We start from the raw sequence: 15,796 nt of genomic DNA on the forward strand, positions 1-15,796 counted from the left end.
CTTATACATTAACTTTGTATTCAATAGTTTTGAATACCATAAAGTTACAAAACTTTATGGACATAAAAAAGCCTCAGCTTGTGAAAGTTGAGGCTTTTGCTGTTTTTTTGAGGAATAGTTCTGCAACACCCTCTTGCCGACATCATCGGGAGGGGGGGGATATTGGTCCACATTTACCGACGATGTCGGGATAGGGTAATGTCGGGGGTGCCTGCCGACATCATCGTTTGGGAATGTTGGTCGGGCATTTCTTATACTTTATATTTGAGACTATTCCATCCCGTATTCCTTGATTTTGCGGTAGAGGGTACGTTCGGAGATATTGAGTTCGGCGGCTGTGGCCTTGCGACGGCCGCCGTTGCGCTCAAGTGCGCGACGTATGGTCTCGCGCTCGGTATCCTCAAGCGTGGCCGGCGACACGTCTTCGTAGGTGTCGCTCCTGCGTTCGCTTACCGGCGATGGTGCCGACAACGGCGAGCAGAATGGCTCAAACTTGACTATCGAGCGGGTCGGCGCGGATGACATCTGCGCGCTTTCTGGCTCGAAGGTGTCGACAAAACGCGCATCACTGTGCTGCGACATGCGGTCAAGACGCTCGGAAAGCGAGTCAATCTGCTGCTGAAGGCGCATCACCATACCCAGAAGCATCTCGCGCTCTACGGCATAGTCGTGAGGCTGATCAGACCGACTGCCGGGGATAGTGGCGAGTCCGGCTCCGTGACCCGGAAGATAGGGGCGAAGGAGCGATGAATCGACGGTCTCGCCGGCATGAAACAGGGCCATCTGCTCGACAACATTTTTAAGCTGACGAACATTGCCGGGCCAGCGATAGGCCATGAGCAACTGACGGGCCGTGTCGTCAAACGAGATACGCGGCATGGTGTAACGCTCGGCAAAATCGGCTGCAAACTTGCGCGAGAGCAGCAGTATGTCGCCACCGCGGTCGCGCAACGGGGGGATGGAGATGGAGACGGTCGAAAGGCGGTAGTAAAGGTCTTCGCGAAAACGACCTTCAGCCACAGCCCGGGCCATGTCGACATTGGTGGCCGCCACGATACGTACGTTGGCACGCTGCACTGTCGATGAGCCGACCTTGATAAACTCGCCGCTCTCCAGCACTCTCAGCAGGCGCGCCTGGGTGGTGAGAGGGAGCTCGGCCACCTCGTCGAGAAATATAGTGCCGCCGTCGGCTTCCTCAAAATAGCCCTTGCGGGTGGCCACCGCGCCTGTAAACGCGCCTTTTTCATGACCGAAAAGCTCCGAGTCGATGGTGCCCTCGGGGATGGCTCCGCAGTTGACCGCTATGTAACGGGAATGTTTGCGCGGCGAAAACTCATGTATTATCTTTGGAAAAAACTCCTTGCCCGTGCCGCTCTCGCCCGTCACGAGCACCGACAGGTCGATGGGAGCCACCTGCACGGCACGCGCTATGGACTCCATGAGCGCGGGCGAATTGCCCACGATGCCAAACCGCTGTCGGGCACGCTCTACCTGCGGAGGATAGTCGAGTCGCTGAAGTTCCATATTACTATATTATATAATGTGTCGGGAAGTATGCCATTCAGGCACACACTCCTCTAAAGACTGGTCTATTTAAGTTTCTGAAGAGCGTAAGTCTTGGCCTTGAGCCACTCGCCCAGCTCGGGTATCGAAGTGTTGTGAGCCTTGATTTCCTCGGGGGTGATAATGTCGCCCACCGAGATGTGGAGCGTGTCGCCCTTGCGGCGGAACACTTCGGCCGGCAGGCGGAATGTGCGCAACTGCCAACTGATGATGCCGAGCAGACGAAACCACAGACTGTTGTAGCCGTGAAAGAAGATGGGTATCACCGGCACACCGAGCTGACTGATGAGACGTATGACCACAGGCTGCCACTCGCGGTCCTCAAAACGGAGATGGCGGTTGTAGTTGCCCACCGCGCCGGCCGGAAAGAAGCCTATAGGCTGGCCTTTGCGCACCTGCATCATGGCCTCCTTGATGCCTCTCATCGACACAGCCTTCTTGGCAGGGTCGTCGCTGGCGGTCTGGTCGACGGCTATGAAGTTGGGGCGCATGGCGGTGATGTGGTTGAGTATCATATTGACCATGACCTTATACTCGGGTCTGCGCGAGCCAATGATATCAATAAGCGTGATGCCGTCGAGCGCGCCAAAGGGGTGATTGCTCACCGTGATGAAAGGCCCCTCGGGCAGATTGTCGAGCAACTGCTCGTTGTCGATGCGCAGCTTTATGTCGAGGTCATTCAGCAGACCGCGGCAGAACTGCGGCCCGGGTGTATCAAAATTATGGTCGTGAATCCAGTTGACCTTATCGATAGAAAGCATCTTCATGAGCCGCTTCACAAGCCGGGGCTTGCCCTTGAAGAAAGGTATCATCTCCACGATGTCGTCATAATCGAGCACGGTACGCTTCACCGGCCGTGGCTGCACGGATGCAGTATCTTTTTCCATAATATCTATAATTTTGACACAAAAGTACACAAAAAAGAGAATAATCGTGTCCAAAATGGCTTGTAAAGACGTCAAAAAGGGGTGCATAAAGCCCCGTTTCAATAAATTAACACTTTTAGAACGATACAAAACGGGGTAAAATGTGAAAAAATTTCTACCTTTGCCCCCTGCAAGCGAGAAAATAAGCCTACACCAATCGTCACATGACATATTTGTCACAGGATTTTACAAGATGAATTTACTTCAGGAGAAACTCAGCAAGTACACAGCCCCCCAGCAGGCCAAAGCCGCCGGCGTATACCCATACTTCAGGGCCATCTCGAGCGAACAGGACCCAGAGGTGATAATTAACGGAAAGAAAGTGCTGATGTTCGGGTCAAACTGCTACACAGGCCTTGTCAACGACCCCCGCATCAAGGAAGCCGCCATTGAAGCCACACGCAAATATGGCACAGGCTGTGCCGGCTCTCCGTTTCTCAACGGCACACTCGACATCCACAAAGAACTCGAAGCACGCCTCGCCGAATATATCGGCAAGGAGGACGTGATGGTCTACTCCACAGGTTTTGAAGTAAACCTCGGCGTAGTCTCCTCACTCACCGGCCGCGAGGACTACATACTCTGGGACGAGCAAGACCACGCCTCGATCATCGAAGGCCGCCGCCTCTCGTTCAGCCAGCAGCTCAAATACAAGCACAACGACATGGAGTCGCTCGAGAAACAGCTCAAGAAATGCGACCCCGACAAGGTGAAACTCATCGTGAGCGACAGCGTGTTCTCCATGGAGGGCGACGTAGCCAATGTCAAGGAGATGGTGCGCCTGGCCAAGCAATACAACGCAAGCGTCATGATCGACGAAGCCCACGGCATCGGAGTATTCGGCGAAGGCGGACGCGGAGTGTGTCACCACTACGGCGTGGCCGATGACGTAGACCTTATCATGGGCACATTCTCCAAATCGTTTGCATCGCTCGGAGGATTCATCGCCACCAACAAGGAAATCACCAACTTCCTGCGCCACCACTCACGCTCCTACATCTTCACCGCGAGCATCACACCCGCATCGACAGCGGCAGCACTCAAGGCTCTCGAAATCATGCAGACCGAGCCCGAGCGTCAGGAAAATCTCTGGAAGCTTACCAACCATGCTCTCGACGGATTTCGCGAGGCCGGATTTGAGATCGGCAACACCTCGACTCCTATCATCCCGCTCTTCATCCGCGACGACTTCAAGACATTCGCCATCACCCGCGACCTTCTCAACGAAGGTATCTTTGTCAATCCCGTGGTGTCGCCCGCAGTAGCACCCTCCGATACTCTCATCCGATTCAGCCTCATGGCCACACACACCATGGAACAGGTGGACCGCGCTCTCGAGACCATCACCCGCATATTCAAGAACTACGGACTGCTCGACAAGTAAGAGACATCACCTGACAGACTTTAAAATAACGGACAATAAGTAAGACAGAAGGCTATCGCCCAAGGGCGGTAGCCTTCCTTCATTCCGAACTTCGCAAATTCTACTTATTGTCATCCCGCGGTTGCGATAACGACTACGGCTGCGTTGCAGAGGGTGCAGCCGCTACATCATCGGGCGCGGATCCGGATTCCATTATACGCTCGGCCTGCTGAAACTCCTCACGGAGCTTAGCATCCTGCTTAAACTTCAATTCGTCAAAGCCCTGGCCATACACGCCGTTGACATTGGCCTGGGTTATAAATGCCGTCTGGTCGATGCTCTTGACTATACGGAAAATAGTCACCGACTCAATCTTGCGACACACGATAAGGAGTATCTTTATGTCATGCTTGGTGTACCATCCCATGCCGTTCATCACGGTGACACCGCGCCGGGCATGCTGGTTGACCGCCGTGGCAATGCGCTCCCACAGCGGAGAGATTATCAGAAACTGCACCGCCTGACGGTTGGTGTTGATAACCATGTCGACCATATAGGACACTATGATCAGCACCACAAAACCATAAAGCACCTTGGCCACATCGTGGGTGAAAAGATATGACGAGGAGATGATGCCGAAATCGACATAGAGCATGGTGCGCCCGATGGTCACATTGGTGCGCTTGGCCACGATGGCCGCCACGATGTCGGTGCCGCCAGTACTGCCGTTGTGTATAAACACCAGGCCGAGAGCTATGCCCGTGAGGATGGCACCCAGACACACATTCATAAACGGCTGGCCGGGCACCAGAGGTCCGTCAAACAGCGGCGGCATTATAGTGACCACCGCCGACACCACCGTCGCGCCGAATATAGTCTTTATCACAAACTGCTTGCCTACGATAAAATAGGCAAAACCGAGCAGAGCGAGATTGATGGCATACTGCGTGACTCCAATCATATAAGTCTTGCCCGTGATAAGATAAGCGATAGTGCCGATGCCGGTCACACCGCCCATGACCACCTTTTCAGGCAGGATAAAAGCCGAAAAGCCGAAGCCGAAAAGACACAGGGCCAAAACGATTATCACATAATCGCGCGATGACATCCATAGTTTCTTTGAGAGGAGCACCATAAGGATTAGATTTATTACCCTACAAAAGTATGTAAAAAAAAGTCAACCGCAAAACATTACCTCGTCCCACCCATAGTCCTAACCGCCTACTTTATAGCCGTCTGCTTCACGTTTATAATCACATTCTCACCAAGGCCGCACAATTCGCAACCGACAGCACAAGAAAAAAAGTTAATTTGAAAGTCAAAAAAAGTTACGTCTCCGCACTTTCAGCACCCCGGGAGAGTTTCAGAAATGTTAATAATACTTAACCACACATTGATAATCCTTAGAAAATCACTACCTTTGCAGTCCGATTATGTCCAATTAATAATCCGCGGCACGGGCCATCCGAGCTTCTGGCCAAGCGACGAGAGCCACGACCGCAACAGTAACTATCTATTAATTAAGCATTAAAACGTGGATACTTTAAGCTACAAGACCCTTACACCCAACGCCCAGAGCGTTGAGCACAAGTGGGTCGTAATCGATGCGACCGACCAGGTACTCGGCCGTCTCTGCGCCACCATCGCCCTCATCCTGCGCGGCAAAAACAAGCCGAGCTACTCACCCAACATGGAGTGTGGCGACAACGTAATTGTCATCAACGCCGACAAGGTAAAGCTCACCGGCAAGAAATGGACCGACCGTGAGTACCTCTCTTACACCGGCTATCCCGGCGGTCAGCGCGTCTCGACCCCCGAGATCATGATGAAGAAATCACAAAGCAAGCATGTTAAGCCCGGCTACCACCCCCTCTTTATCAAGGTGGTAAAAGGCATGCTCCCCAAGAATCGTCTTGGCCGTGCCATCATCGAGAACATGCACGTTTACAATGGACCCAACCATCCCCATGAGGCTCAGAACCCCGAACTCATCGATATTAACAAAATCAAATAACACGAAGAATGGAATCAGTTAATGCAGTAGGCCGCCGCAAGGCCGCCGTAGCACGCGTAATCGTGAAGGAAGGCAACGGACAAATCACCATCAACAAGCGTCCCCTCGAAGTATACTTCCCCTCTTCCATCCTTCAGTACATCGTAAAGCAGCCCCTCCTGACACTCGAGCAGGCCGAGAAGTATGACATCAAAGTCAACCTCAACGGCGGCGGTTACAAAGGTCAGGCCGAGGCTCTCCGTCTCGCCATCGCCCGCGCCCTCGTGAAGATCAACCCCGAGGACAAGAGCGCGCTCCGTGCCGAAGGCTTCATGACCCGCGACCCTCGCGTCGTAGAGCGCAAGAAGCCCGGTCGTCCCAAAGCCCGCAAGCGTTTCCAGTTCTCCAAGCGTTAATATTGTTACACGTTTACAGAGCCTGATTCGCGCATAGCGATATATAGTGTTTAGCATCTAAACCCCGGAGATGGACACGTTCCCTACCCCAGGGTTGTAATTTCAAAAAGAACGTAAACAACAACCGACACATCATGTCAACACCCAATTTCGACCAACTCCTCGAAGCAGGATGCCATTTTGGCCACATGAAAAGAAAATGGAATCCTGCCATGGCTCCTTACATCTTTATGGAGCGCAACGGTATCCACATCATCGACCTCTATAAGACCCAGGCCAAGCTCGAAGACGCCGCCAACGTGCTGCGCAACTTCGCCAAGAGCGGCAAGAAGATTCTCTTCGTAGCCACCAAGAAGCAGGCCAAGGAAATCCTCGCCGAGAAGGCCAAGAGCGTAGGCATGCCCTACGTTATCGAACGCTGGCCCGGCGGTATGCTCACCAACTTCCCCACAATCCGCAAGGCTGTGAAGAAGATGGCCTCCATCGACAAGATGGCCAAGGACGGCACATTTGACAACCTCTCCAAGCGCGAGAAGCTCCAGATCACCCGTCAGCGCAACAAGCTCGAGAAGAACCTCGGCTCTATCGCCGACCTCAACCGTCTCCCCTCGGCCCTCTTCGTAGTGGACGTATGCAAGGAGCACATCGCCGTAGCTGAGGCCAACCGTCTGGGCATACCCGTATTCGCTATCGTCGACACCAACTCCAACCCCAACGACGTAGACTACGTAATCCCCGCCAACGACGATGCATCCAAGTCGATCGACCTCATCCTCTCCACCGTATGCGACGCCATCAACGAAGGTCTCGCTGAGCGCAAGGTAGAGAAGGCCGACGAGAAGGCTTCGTCGGAGAACGGTGAGGCTCCCCGCCGCGACAACCGCCGTCGTGTAAGCCGCCGCGATGCCGAGGCTCCCGCTGCCGAAGCTCCCGCTGCTGAAGAGGCTCCCGCCGAAGTGGCTGAATAATTTCAGTCACCACCCCTCTCCTCATCCCCTCTAATTAACCCTATTCAAGAACTACCAAAAACTATATAATTATGGCAGTTACAATGGCAGATATCACCAAGCTGCGCAACCTCACAAGTGCCGGCCTGATGGACTGCAAAAAAGCTCTCGCCGAGACCGACGGTGACATCGAGGCAGCTGTCGAGATTCTTCGCAAGAAGGGTCAGGCAGTAGCAGCCAAGCGCGAAGACCGTCAGGCTTCCGAAGGCGTCGTTATCGCCAAGACCGACGGCAAGTTTGCCGCAATCCTCGCACTCAACTGCGAGACTGACTTCGTTGCCAAGAACGCCGGCTTCGTAGCCCTCGCCAACAAGCTCATGGACATCGCCATGGACAACAAGTTCAAGACAGCCGAAGAGCTCAAAGCCTTCACTGTTGACGGACAGACTGTCGCTGACCTCATCACCGAGGAGAGCGGCAAGACCGGCGAAAAGACCGAGATCGGCGCATATGCAGTAGTTGAGGCCGCTACCACAGCAGCTTACAACCACTTCAACAACAAGCTCGCCGCCATCGTAGGCTTCAACCTCGAGGGCGTTGACGCCCAGATAGGTCGCGAAGTGTGCATGCAGATCGCTTCCATGAACCCTGTAGCCGTTTCACGCAACGACGTACCCCAGGCCACTATCGACCAGGAAATCGCTGTCGCTGTCGAGAAGACCAAGCAGGAGCAGGTGCGCAAGGCTGTTGAAGCCGCTCTCAAGAAGGCCGGCCTCAACCCCAACCACTTCGACTCAGAGGACCACATCGAGTCAAACATCTCAAAGGGCTGGATCACCGAAGAAGACGCAGCCAAGGGCCGCGAAATCATCAAGACCACCTCTGAGGCCAAGGCTGCCAATCTCCCCGAGGCTATGATCCAGAACATCGCCAACGGCCGCCTCAACAAGTTCTTCAAGGAGTCTTGCCTCATGGAGCAGGAATATGTTCAGGACAGCAAGCTCACTGTAGGACAGTTCCTCGACAACACCCAGAAGGGTCTTGTTGTCGTTGACTTCAAGCGCGTTAATCTCAACCAGGACTAAGCATATAGCTTGATTATAAATCAGACGCCGCAAAAGGTCTCACCACCTTTTGCGGCGTCTGTCATATATGTGTCTCTGTCACGCGTCTTCCGTAAAAAGATTATCGGAAGGCGCGTTTCGGTACATTTCGGTACATTCACGCTCATTTTCTTAAAAATTTTAAGCAAATTATGGAAATAAGTAAATAATTACTATCTTTGCGCTCCAATAGGATAAAAATTTACGATTATGAGCGACAGACTTTACATATTCGACACCACGCTCCGCGACGGTGAGCAGGTGCCGGGATGCCAGCTTAATACGGTAGAAAAGATTGAGGTAGCCAAAGCACTCGAGACTCTCGGAGTCGACGTCATCGAAGCCGGATTTCCCGTATCAAGCCCGGGCGACTTCAACTCAGTGGTTGAAATATCCAAGGCCGTGACATGGCCAACCATATGCGCCCTCACGCGCGCTGTCGAAAACGACATCCGCGTGGCAGCCGACGCCCTCAAATATGCCAAACACCCCCGCATACACACAGGCATCGGCACATCCGACCCACACATACGCTATAAATTCAACTCCACACGCGAGGAAATCATCGAGCGCGCCGTCAGAGCCGTAAGCTACGCCAAACGGTTTGTGGAGGATGTACAGTTTTACGCCGAGGACGCCGGACGCACCGACAATGAATATCTCGCCCGCGTGGTCGAGGCCGTAATCAAGGCCGGAGCCACAGTCATCAACATCCCCGACACCACCGGCTACTGCCTGCCGGCCGAGTTCGGTGCCAAAATCAAATATCTCTTCGACCACGTGGACGGCATCGACAAAGTGACCATCGCCACCCATTGCCACAACGACCTGGGCATGGCAACGGCCAACACCGTGTCGGGCATCATCAACGGAGCACGTCAGGCCGAAGTCACCATCAACGGCATCGGCGAGCGCGCCGGCAACACCGCTCTCGAAGAAGTGGTGATGGCATTTCGCTCCCACCGCGAGCTCGGCATCGACACCAATATCAACTCGACCAAAATCACCGGCATCAGCCGTCTCGTGTCGAGCCTCATGAACATGCCCGTGCAGCCTAACAAAGCCATAGTCGGACGCAACGCCTTCGCCCACTCTTCGGGCATACACCAGGACGGTGTGCTCAAAAACCGCGAGAGCTACGAGATTATCGACCCCAAGGATGTAGGCATCGACGAAAACTCAATCGTGCTCACCGCCCGCAGCGGACGCGCCGCTCTCAAACACCGCCTGCACGTGCTCGGATGTGAACTTTCGTCCGAACAACTCGACAAGGCCTATGAAGAGTTTCTCAAACTCGCCGACCGCAAGAAGGAAATCAATGATGACGATGTGCTCATGATAGCCGGCCAGCACCGCAAAGCCTCATCCCGCATCAAGCTCGACTTCCTCCAGGTCACCTCGGGCGTCGGCGTGCACTCGGTGGCAAGTGTCGGACTCGACATCGCCGGCGAAAAATTCGAGGCCTGCGCCTCGGGCAACGGCCCTGTCGACGCCGCCATCTCGGCCATCAAGATTATCATACGCCGCAGGATGCTTGTCAAGGAGTTCCTGATCCAAGCCATCAACAAGGGAAGCAACGACATCGGCAAGGTGCACATGACTGTCGAGCACGACGGTGTGTCATACTACGGATTCTCGGCCAATACCGACATCGTGGCCGCCAGTGCCGAAGCCTTTATCGACGCCATCAATAAGTTTGTAAGATAAGAGATTAAAAAGTTTAAAGTTTAAGGGGTAAAGTTTAATTTTTACCCCTCCCGATAAGCCCATGCCACAGACACTATTCGATAAAATATGGGATGCCCACGTGGTCAACCGCATCCCCGACGGACCCGACCAGCTCTATATCGACCGCCACTACTGCCACGAAGTCACCAGTCCCCAGGCCTTTGAGGGACTGCGCCGCCGCGGCATCAGAGTGATGCGTCCCGAGCGCACAGTCTGCTCGCCCGACCATAATATCCCCACCATCAACCAGGACCAACCCATCGCCGACCCTGTGTCGCGCAACCAGGTCGACACCCTTACCCGCAACGCCACCGAGTTTGGCGTCACACTCTACGGACTCGGCCACCCCAAAAACGGCATCATACACGTCATCGGCCCCGAAAACGGCCTCACCCTCCCCGGCCAGACACTCGTCTGCGGTGACTCACACACCTCCACCCACGGAGCCCTCGGAGCAGTGGCTTTCGGTATCGGCACCTCTGAAGTAGAGATGGTGCTCGCCTCGCAGTGTATCATCCAGCCCAAGCCCAAAAAGATGCGCATCACCGTCGACGGCACTCTCCGGCACGGGGTCACGGCCAAAGACATCGCCCTCTACATCATCGCTCAGATGACTACCGGCGGAGCCACAGGCTACTTTGTAGAATATGCCGGCGAAGCCATACGCGCCCTGTCGATGGAAGAGCGCATGACTCTCTGCAACCTCTCCATCGAGATGGGAGCCAGAGGAGGCATGATAGCTCCCGACGAAAAGACATTTGAATACGTGCGCGGACGCGAGTTTGCCCCCAAAGGCGACGACTGGGACAAAGCTCTCGCCTACTGGCGCACGCTCCACACCGACGAGGGAGCTGTCTTTGACCGGGAGGTGCGTTTTGACGCTGCCGACATCGAGCCGCGCATCACCTACGGCACCAACCCCGGCATGGGCATAGGCATCACCGAGAGCATACCCGCTCCCGACCCCTCCGACGAGCAGGGACGCATATCGTTTGAGAAAGCCCTCGACTACATGGGATTTAAAGTAGGGCAGAATCTCATCGGCACCCCGGTCGACTATGTATTTCTCGGTTCATGCACCAACGGACGCATCGAGGACTTCCGCGCCTTTGCCGGCTTTGTCAAAGGCTGCCGCAAAGCTCCCGGAGTCACCGCGTGGCTCGTGCCCGGCTCATGGAACGTCGACAGGCAGATACGCGAGGAAGGTCTCGACAAAATCCTGGCCGAAGCAGGCTTCGAGCTGCGCCAGCCCGGCTGCTCGGCTTGTCTGGCCATGAACGACGACAAGATACCCGCAGGCCGCCTGGCCGTCTCGACCTCCAACCGCAACTTCGAGGGCCGTCAGGGTCCCGGCGCGCGCACCATTCTCGCCGGTCCGCTCGTAGCGGCAGCGGCCGCCGTGACAGGCTGCATCACCGACCCACGCACACTCTGACCATAGCCGCGTAATCCCACCCCTCGGACACCGCAGCCCAATCCCTTGGATGAAGGCATCCAAGGGCGACCGGTTTACGTGACACACAACACACCAAAAGTATGAAAGAAAAATTCACCACCATCATATCGTCATGCGTTCCCCTGCCGATGGAGAACGTCGACACCGACCAGATAATACCCGCCCGCTTCCTCAAAGCCACCTCGCGCGAAGGATTCGGCGACAACCTCTTCCGTGACTGGCGTTACGACAAAGAGGGCCGCCCGATAGAATCGTTCGTGCTCAACGACCCGACCTACTCGGGATGCATACTCGTGGCCGGCAAAAACTTCGGCTCTGGCTCCTCGCGCGAACATGCCGCATGGGCCATACACGACTACGGATTCCGCGTGGTTGTCTCGAGCTTCTTCGCCGACATCCACAAGCAGAACGAGCTCAACTGCTTCGTGCTCCCCGTCACCGTCAGCGAGCAGTTTCTGGCCGAACTCTTCGCCTCCATCGCCTCCGACCCCACAACGCAGGTCAAAGTGGACCTCCCCTCGCAGACCATCACCAACCTCGCCACAGGCTCGTCGGAGACATTCGACATCAACCCCTACAAGAAACAGTGTCTCAGCGAAGGTCTCGACGACGTGGAGTATCTCCTCTCCAAGAAAGCCGATATAGAACTCTTTGAAGCCAACCGACAGTGAACCGTGGCATGACCGTCGAAATAATGGATACCACCCTGCGCGACGGCGAGCAGACCTCGGGAGTGTCATTCTCCACAGCCGAGAAGATGACCATCACGCGTCTGCTGCTCAACGAGCTCCACGTCCCGCGCATCGAAGTGGCATCGGCCCGCGTCTCTGACGGCGAGCTCGACACCGTGGGCAAAATCTGCGCCTGGGCATCAGGCATCGGACGCCTCGAAGCCATCGAGGTGCTCGGATTTCTCGACGGCGGACAGTCGGTCGACTGGATTACCCGTGCCGGCGGACGCGTCATCAACCTCCTGGCCAAAGGCTCGGAGCGTCACTGCCGCCTGCAGCTCGGCCAGACTCCGGCCCAACACTTCGAGCGCGTAGCCGCCGAAGTGAACCGCGCCACTGCCGCCGGCCTCAAGGTCAACCTCTATCTCGAGGACTGGAGCAACGGCATGAAACAGTCGCGCGACTACGTATTCGCCATGATGGACGCCCTCCGTCATCTGCCCGTCGAGCGTTTCATGCTCCCCGACACACTGGGTGTACTCAACCCCTACGACACCCTCTCCTATGTCCACGACATGGTGAAACGTTATCCCGGAGTGAGGTTTGACTTTCACGCCCACAACGACTACGACCTGGCCACGGCCAACGTCTTCGCGGCCGTCAAGGGCGGAGCCCGAGGCGTGCACTGCACCGTCAACGGTCTGGGCGAGCGCGCCGGCAACGCCACCCTCTCCAGCGCGGTCACAGTCATCCACGACCAGCTCCAGGCCTCCACAGGCATCGACGAAAGCAAAATCAACAAGGTCAGCCACATCGTCGAGTCGTTCTCGGGCATCATAGTCCCGCCCAACAAGCCCATTATCGGCGAGAGCGTCTTCACCCAGTGTGCCGGAGTCCACGCCGACGGCGACAACAAACACAAGCTCTATTACAACGCTCTGCTGCCCGAACGCTTCGGCCGCGAACGCGAATATGCCCTCGGCAAGACCTCAGGCAAAGCCAACATACGCAAGAATCTCGAGGCTCTCGGCATAGAGCTTCCCGAAGAGGACATACGCAAAATCACCGAACGCATCACTCACCTCGGCGACAAAAAAGAGATAGTCACCCAGAGCGACCTCCCCTTCATCTTGGCCGACGTGCTCAAACACTCCACCATACCGTCGAGAGTATCGGTAGCCAACTACGCGCTCAATCTCTCGCAGGGACTACGCCCGACCGCCACCGTCAAACTCATTATCGACGGGAAGGAATATCAGGACTCGGCCGCAGGTGACGGACAGTTTGACGCCTTCATGAAAGCCGTGCGCAACATCTACATATCAAGGCTCGGCCGCCCCTTCCCGACACTGGCCAACTACACCGTCAACATCCCTCCCGGCGGACGCACCGATGCCCTCGTGCACACCGTAATCACCTGGAATTACCAGGACACCGTAATCAAGACCCGCGGGCTTGACGCCGACCAGACCGAATCGGCCATACAGGCGACCGTCAAGATGCTCAATCTCATCCAGATATAGCTCCGCGCGCCCATACTGACAATCATTAAGAAACAAACCCAATCACCCCCAAATATTACAGCAACTATGGATTTCAAAATAGCAGTTCTCCCCGGCGACGGCATAGGCCCCGAAATATCAGTGCAGGGCGTCGACGTAATGTCGGCCGTCTGCGAAAAATTCGGCCACAACGTCGAGTATCGTTACGCTCTCTGCGGAGCCGACGCCATCGACAAGACTGGCGACCCTTTCCCAGAAGACACCTATCAGACATGCCTGTGGGCCGATGCCGTGCTCTTCTCGGCCGTAGGAGACCCTAAGTTTGACAACAACCCCAACGCCAAGGTGCGCCCCGAGCAGGGTCTCCTGGCCATGCGCAAGAAGCTCGGTCTCTTTGCCAACATACGCCCCGTCGAGACTTTCGACTGCCTCATACACATGTCGCCCCTGCGCAAAGAACTTGTCGAGGGAGCCGACTTCGTATGCATCCGCGAGCTCACCGGCGGCATGTATTTCGGCGAGAAACTCGAGGGTGACGACCGCGCCTACGACACCAACGCCTACACCCGCGCCGAGATAGAGCGCATACTCCGCGTGGCCTACGACTATGCGCGCCGCCGTCGCCGCCACCTCACCGTAGTCGACAAGGCCAATGTGCTGGCTTCCTCGCGCTTGTGGCGCAAAGTAGCCCAGGAGATGGCCCCGCAGTATCCAGACGTGCAGACCGACTTCATGTATGTCGACAATGCCGCCATGCGCATGATACAGGACCCTCGCTTTTTTGACGTAATGGTCACCGAAAACACCTTTGGCGACATCCTCACTGACGAAGGCTCCGTCATCTCGGGCTCCATGGGACTCCTCCCCTCGGCCTCCACAGGCGATAAGACACCAGTCTTCGAGCCCATCCACGGCTCTTGGCCCCAGGCCAAGGGCCAGAACATCGCCAACCCTCTGGCTCAGATACTCTCCGTGGCCATGCTCTTCGAGCACTTCGACTTACTCGAAGAGGGCGCGCTCATACGCCGTGCTGTCAACGCTTCGCTCGACGCCAATGTCCGCACCCCCGAAATCCAGGTAGCCGGCGGCCCCGCCTACGGCACCCGCGAAGTGGGCGGCTGGATTGTCGACTATATCCGGAAGGCTTAGAGTTTTTTCTATGGTTTAAAGAGTTAAGGCAAGTAGCGCGGGAGTTTTTGTGGCTGGGATTTATCCCAACCTATAAGAAACTCCCGCGCTACTTGCCTTAACTCTTTTAAACTTTACGAAGAATGCCGATACCTGTACTCTCGAGGTGTACAGCCATTAATCTTCCTGAATGTCACATTAAAGCGGCTCACCGAGCCGAATCCGCAGTCATAAGCTATCTGCAATACGCTGTCAGCAGTAGTAATCAACTGCCGCTGGGCATGGGTGATACGCTCCAGCATCACATGTTCGAGCAAAGTATGGCCAAACGCCCGCTTGAACACACTATTGGCATAATCAGCATTCAACCCGACCGCACAACCGAAATCCGATATACGCAACGACCTGTTATAATTTCGCGCAATGTACATGGCCATATCGGCAATCTTGCCGACATCACTATGGCGCATCCCCTCTCCGACACCACACTCCACATAATTTTCCGACAATCGCAGCATTCTGGCCTGTAGCTCAAGCCCGACCGGATCGACTCTCTCCGAGAGCAGATCATCACACCATCGATCAAACATCATGGCGTCAATCGCTCCCATAGTGTCAGACGAATCGGAATACATGCCTCCGTTAAGAACATTTTTTACAAAGCCGGCCGGCAGATTCCACTTCAGAAACACTGACAACGGAATTGTAGCCACATAATAATACTCAACTCCGTCATCGCCGGCCACCCTGTGGGGAATAAGTCCCCAGAATATTGTCAGACGTCCGGCAGGCACACTCATCATACGGTCATGAAAAACATACGACAGACATCCGTCCGGCACCAGGTTAAGCTCTATCTCATTATGACGGTCATACTTGCCCATCGGACGCGGAGCCCACTTCTCACATGTCAGTCCATAAGGCCGAAATATAGGTCTTCGTTCCTCAAATGTCTTCAAAATCTCGGTATCCGATAAGTTTTTCATTGAAACATGATTGA

Annotated in this window: 14 protein-coding genes; 10 read left to right on the forward strand and 4 right to left on the reverse strand. The window is 55.3% G+C overall.

Annotated features, from left to right (window positions below; translation table 11 throughout):
- Window positions 1-270: 270 nt before the first annotated feature.
- Together QGT73_RS08875 and QGT73_RS08880 are read right to left on the reverse strand one after the other, a co-directional pair.
- Window positions 271-1,524, reverse strand: a complete 1,254-nt coding sequence (locus tag QGT73_RS08875) for a sigma-54 interaction domain-containing protein (protein ID WP_280122229.1) — start codon at window positions 1,522-1,524, stop codon at window positions 271-273.
- A gap of 65 nt (window positions 1,525-1,589) precedes the next feature.
- Entirely contained in the window at window positions 1,590-2,450 is an 861-nt protein-coding gene (locus QGT73_RS08880; protein ID WP_280122230.1) for a 1-acyl-sn-glycerol-3-phosphate acyltransferase, read from the reverse strand.
- 232 nt (window positions 2,451-2,682) lie between these two features.
- Between QGT73_RS08880 and spt the strand changes: the two genes are divergently transcribed.
- Window positions 2,683-3,873, forward strand: a complete 1,191-nt coding sequence (spt, locus tag QGT73_RS08885; RefSeq protein ID WP_123617672.1) for a serine palmitoyltransferase — start codon at window positions 2,683-2,685, stop codon at window positions 3,871-3,873.
- Window positions 3,874-4,006: 133 nt separating this feature from the next.
- On the opposite strand, the gene QGT73_RS08890 is transcribed toward spt, so the two are convergent.
- Window positions 4,007-4,987 (reverse strand): YitT family protein, encoded by a 981-nt coding sequence (locus QGT73_RS08890; protein WP_280122231.1) that lies wholly within the window; start codon window positions 4,985-4,987, stop codon window positions 4,007-4,009.
- Between the two features lie 399 nt (window positions 4,988-5,386).
- Here QGT73_RS08890 and rplM point away from each other — a divergent pair, with 399 nt between their 5' ends.
- The 9 genes from rplM (at window position 5,387) to leuB (ending at window position 14,817) form a co-directional block, all read left to right on the forward strand.
- Window positions 5,387-5,866, forward strand: a complete 480-nt coding sequence (gene rplM, locus QGT73_RS08895) for a 50S ribosomal protein L13 (protein WP_280122232.1) — start codon at window positions 5,387-5,389, stop codon at window positions 5,864-5,866.
- Window positions 5,867-5,874: 8 nt separating this feature from the next.
- On the forward strand, window positions 5,875-6,261 hold the full coding sequence (gene rpsI, locus QGT73_RS08900; RefSeq protein WP_123617675.1) for a 30S ribosomal protein S9: 387 nt from the start codon (window positions 5,875-5,877) through the stop codon (window positions 6,259-6,261).
- Between the two features lie 134 nt (window positions 6,262-6,395).
- Window positions 6,396-7,229, forward strand: coding sequence for a 30S ribosomal protein S2 (gene rpsB / locus QGT73_RS08905; RefSeq protein ID WP_123617676.1), 834 nt, complete (start codon window positions 6,396-6,398; stop codon window positions 7,227-7,229).
- Window positions 7,230-7,300: 71 nt separating this feature from the next.
- On the forward strand, window positions 7,301-8,293 hold the full coding sequence (gene tsf / locus QGT73_RS08910; RefSeq protein ID WP_280122233.1) for a translation elongation factor Ts: 993 nt from the start codon (window positions 7,301-7,303) through the stop codon (window positions 8,291-8,293).
- Window positions 8,294-8,521: 228 nt separating this feature from the next.
- Entirely contained in the window at window positions 8,522-10,018 is a 1,497-nt protein-coding gene (locus tag QGT73_RS08915; protein WP_123617678.1) for a 2-isopropylmalate synthase, read from the forward strand.
- A 61-nt stretch (window positions 10,019-10,079) separates the two neighbouring features.
- On the forward strand, window positions 10,080-11,474 hold the full coding sequence (gene leuC, locus QGT73_RS08920) for a 3-isopropylmalate dehydratase large subunit (protein WP_280122234.1): 1,395 nt from the start codon (window positions 10,080-10,082) through the stop codon (window positions 11,472-11,474).
- A gap of 101 nt (window positions 11,475-11,575) precedes the next feature.
- Window positions 11,576-12,166, forward strand: a complete 591-nt coding sequence (leuD, locus tag QGT73_RS08925; protein ID WP_280122235.1) for a 3-isopropylmalate dehydratase small subunit — start codon at window positions 11,576-11,578, stop codon at window positions 12,164-12,166.
- A gap of 8 nt (window positions 12,167-12,174) precedes the next feature.
- A complete protein-coding gene (locus QGT73_RS08930; RefSeq protein WP_280122236.1) occupies window positions 12,175-13,689 on the forward strand; it encodes an alpha-isopropylmalate synthase regulatory domain-containing protein in 1,515 nt (504 codons plus the stop codon).
- A gap of 66 nt (window positions 13,690-13,755) precedes the next feature.
- On the forward strand, window positions 13,756-14,817 hold the full coding sequence (gene leuB, locus QGT73_RS08935; RefSeq protein ID WP_280122237.1) for a 3-isopropylmalate dehydrogenase: 1,062 nt from the start codon (window positions 13,756-13,758) through the stop codon (window positions 14,815-14,817).
- Window positions 14,818-14,930: 113 nt separating this feature from the next.
- Here the strand turns inward: leuB and QGT73_RS08940 are convergent, their stop codons facing one another.
- Window positions 14,931-15,782 (reverse strand): helix-turn-helix domain-containing protein, encoded by an 852-nt coding sequence (locus tag QGT73_RS08940; protein WP_280122238.1) that lies wholly within the window; start codon window positions 15,780-15,782, stop codon window positions 14,931-14,933.
- Window positions 15,783-15,796 lie beyond the last annotated feature (14 nt).

Source organism: Duncaniella muricolitica (assembly GCF_910574735.1).
GTDB lineage: Bacteria > Bacteroidota > Bacteroidia > Bacteroidales > Muribaculaceae > Duncaniella > Duncaniella muricolitica.

What these genes read in the sequence shown, in the direction of transcription:
- QGT73_RS08875 (WP_280122229.1), bottom strand. Translation starts at nt 1,524, where the DNA reads ATGGAACTTCAGCGACTCGACTATCCTCCGCAGGTAGAGCGTGCCCGA.
- QGT73_RS08880 (WP_280122230.1), bottom strand. Translation starts at nt 2,450, where the DNA reads ATGGAAAAAGATACTGCATCCGTGCAGCCACGGCCGGTGAAGCGTACC.
- spt (WP_123617672.1), top strand. Translation starts at nt 2,683, where the DNA reads ATGAATTTACTTCAGGAGAAACTCAGCAAGTACACAGCCCCCCAGCAG.
- QGT73_RS08890 (WP_280122231.1), bottom strand. Translation starts at nt 4,987, where the DNA reads ATGGTGCTCCTCTCAAAGAAACTATGGATGTCATCGCGCGATTATGTG.
- rpsI (WP_123617675.1), top strand. Translation starts at nt 5,875, where the DNA reads ATGGAATCAGTTAATGCAGTAGGCCGCCGCAAGGCCGCCGTAGCACGC.
- rpsB (WP_123617676.1), top strand. Translation starts at nt 6,396, where the DNA reads ATGTCAACACCCAATTTCGACCAACTCCTCGAAGCAGGATGCCATTTT.
- tsf (WP_280122233.1), top strand. Translation starts at nt 7,301, where the DNA reads ATGGCAGTTACAATGGCAGATATCACCAAGCTGCGCAACCTCACAAGT.
- QGT73_RS08915 (WP_123617678.1), top strand. Translation starts at nt 8,522, where the DNA reads ATGAGCGACAGACTTTACATATTCGACACCACGCTCCGCGACGGTGAG.
- leuC (WP_280122234.1), top strand. Translation starts at nt 10,080, where the DNA reads ATGCCACAGACACTATTCGATAAAATATGGGATGCCCACGTGGTCAAC.
- leuD (WP_280122235.1), top strand. Translation starts at nt 11,576, where the DNA reads ATGAAAGAAAAATTCACCACCATCATATCGTCATGCGTTCCCCTGCCG.
- QGT73_RS08930 (WP_280122236.1), top strand. Translation starts at nt 12,175, where the DNA reads ATGACCGTCGAAATAATGGATACCACCCTGCGCGACGGCGAGCAGACC.
- leuB (WP_280122237.1), top strand. Translation starts at nt 13,756, where the DNA reads ATGGATTTCAAAATAGCAGTTCTCCCCGGCGACGGCATAGGCCCCGAA.
- QGT73_RS08940 (WP_280122238.1), bottom strand. Translation starts at nt 15,782, where the DNA reads ATGAAAAACTTATCGGATACCGAGATTTTGAAGACATTTGAGGAACGA.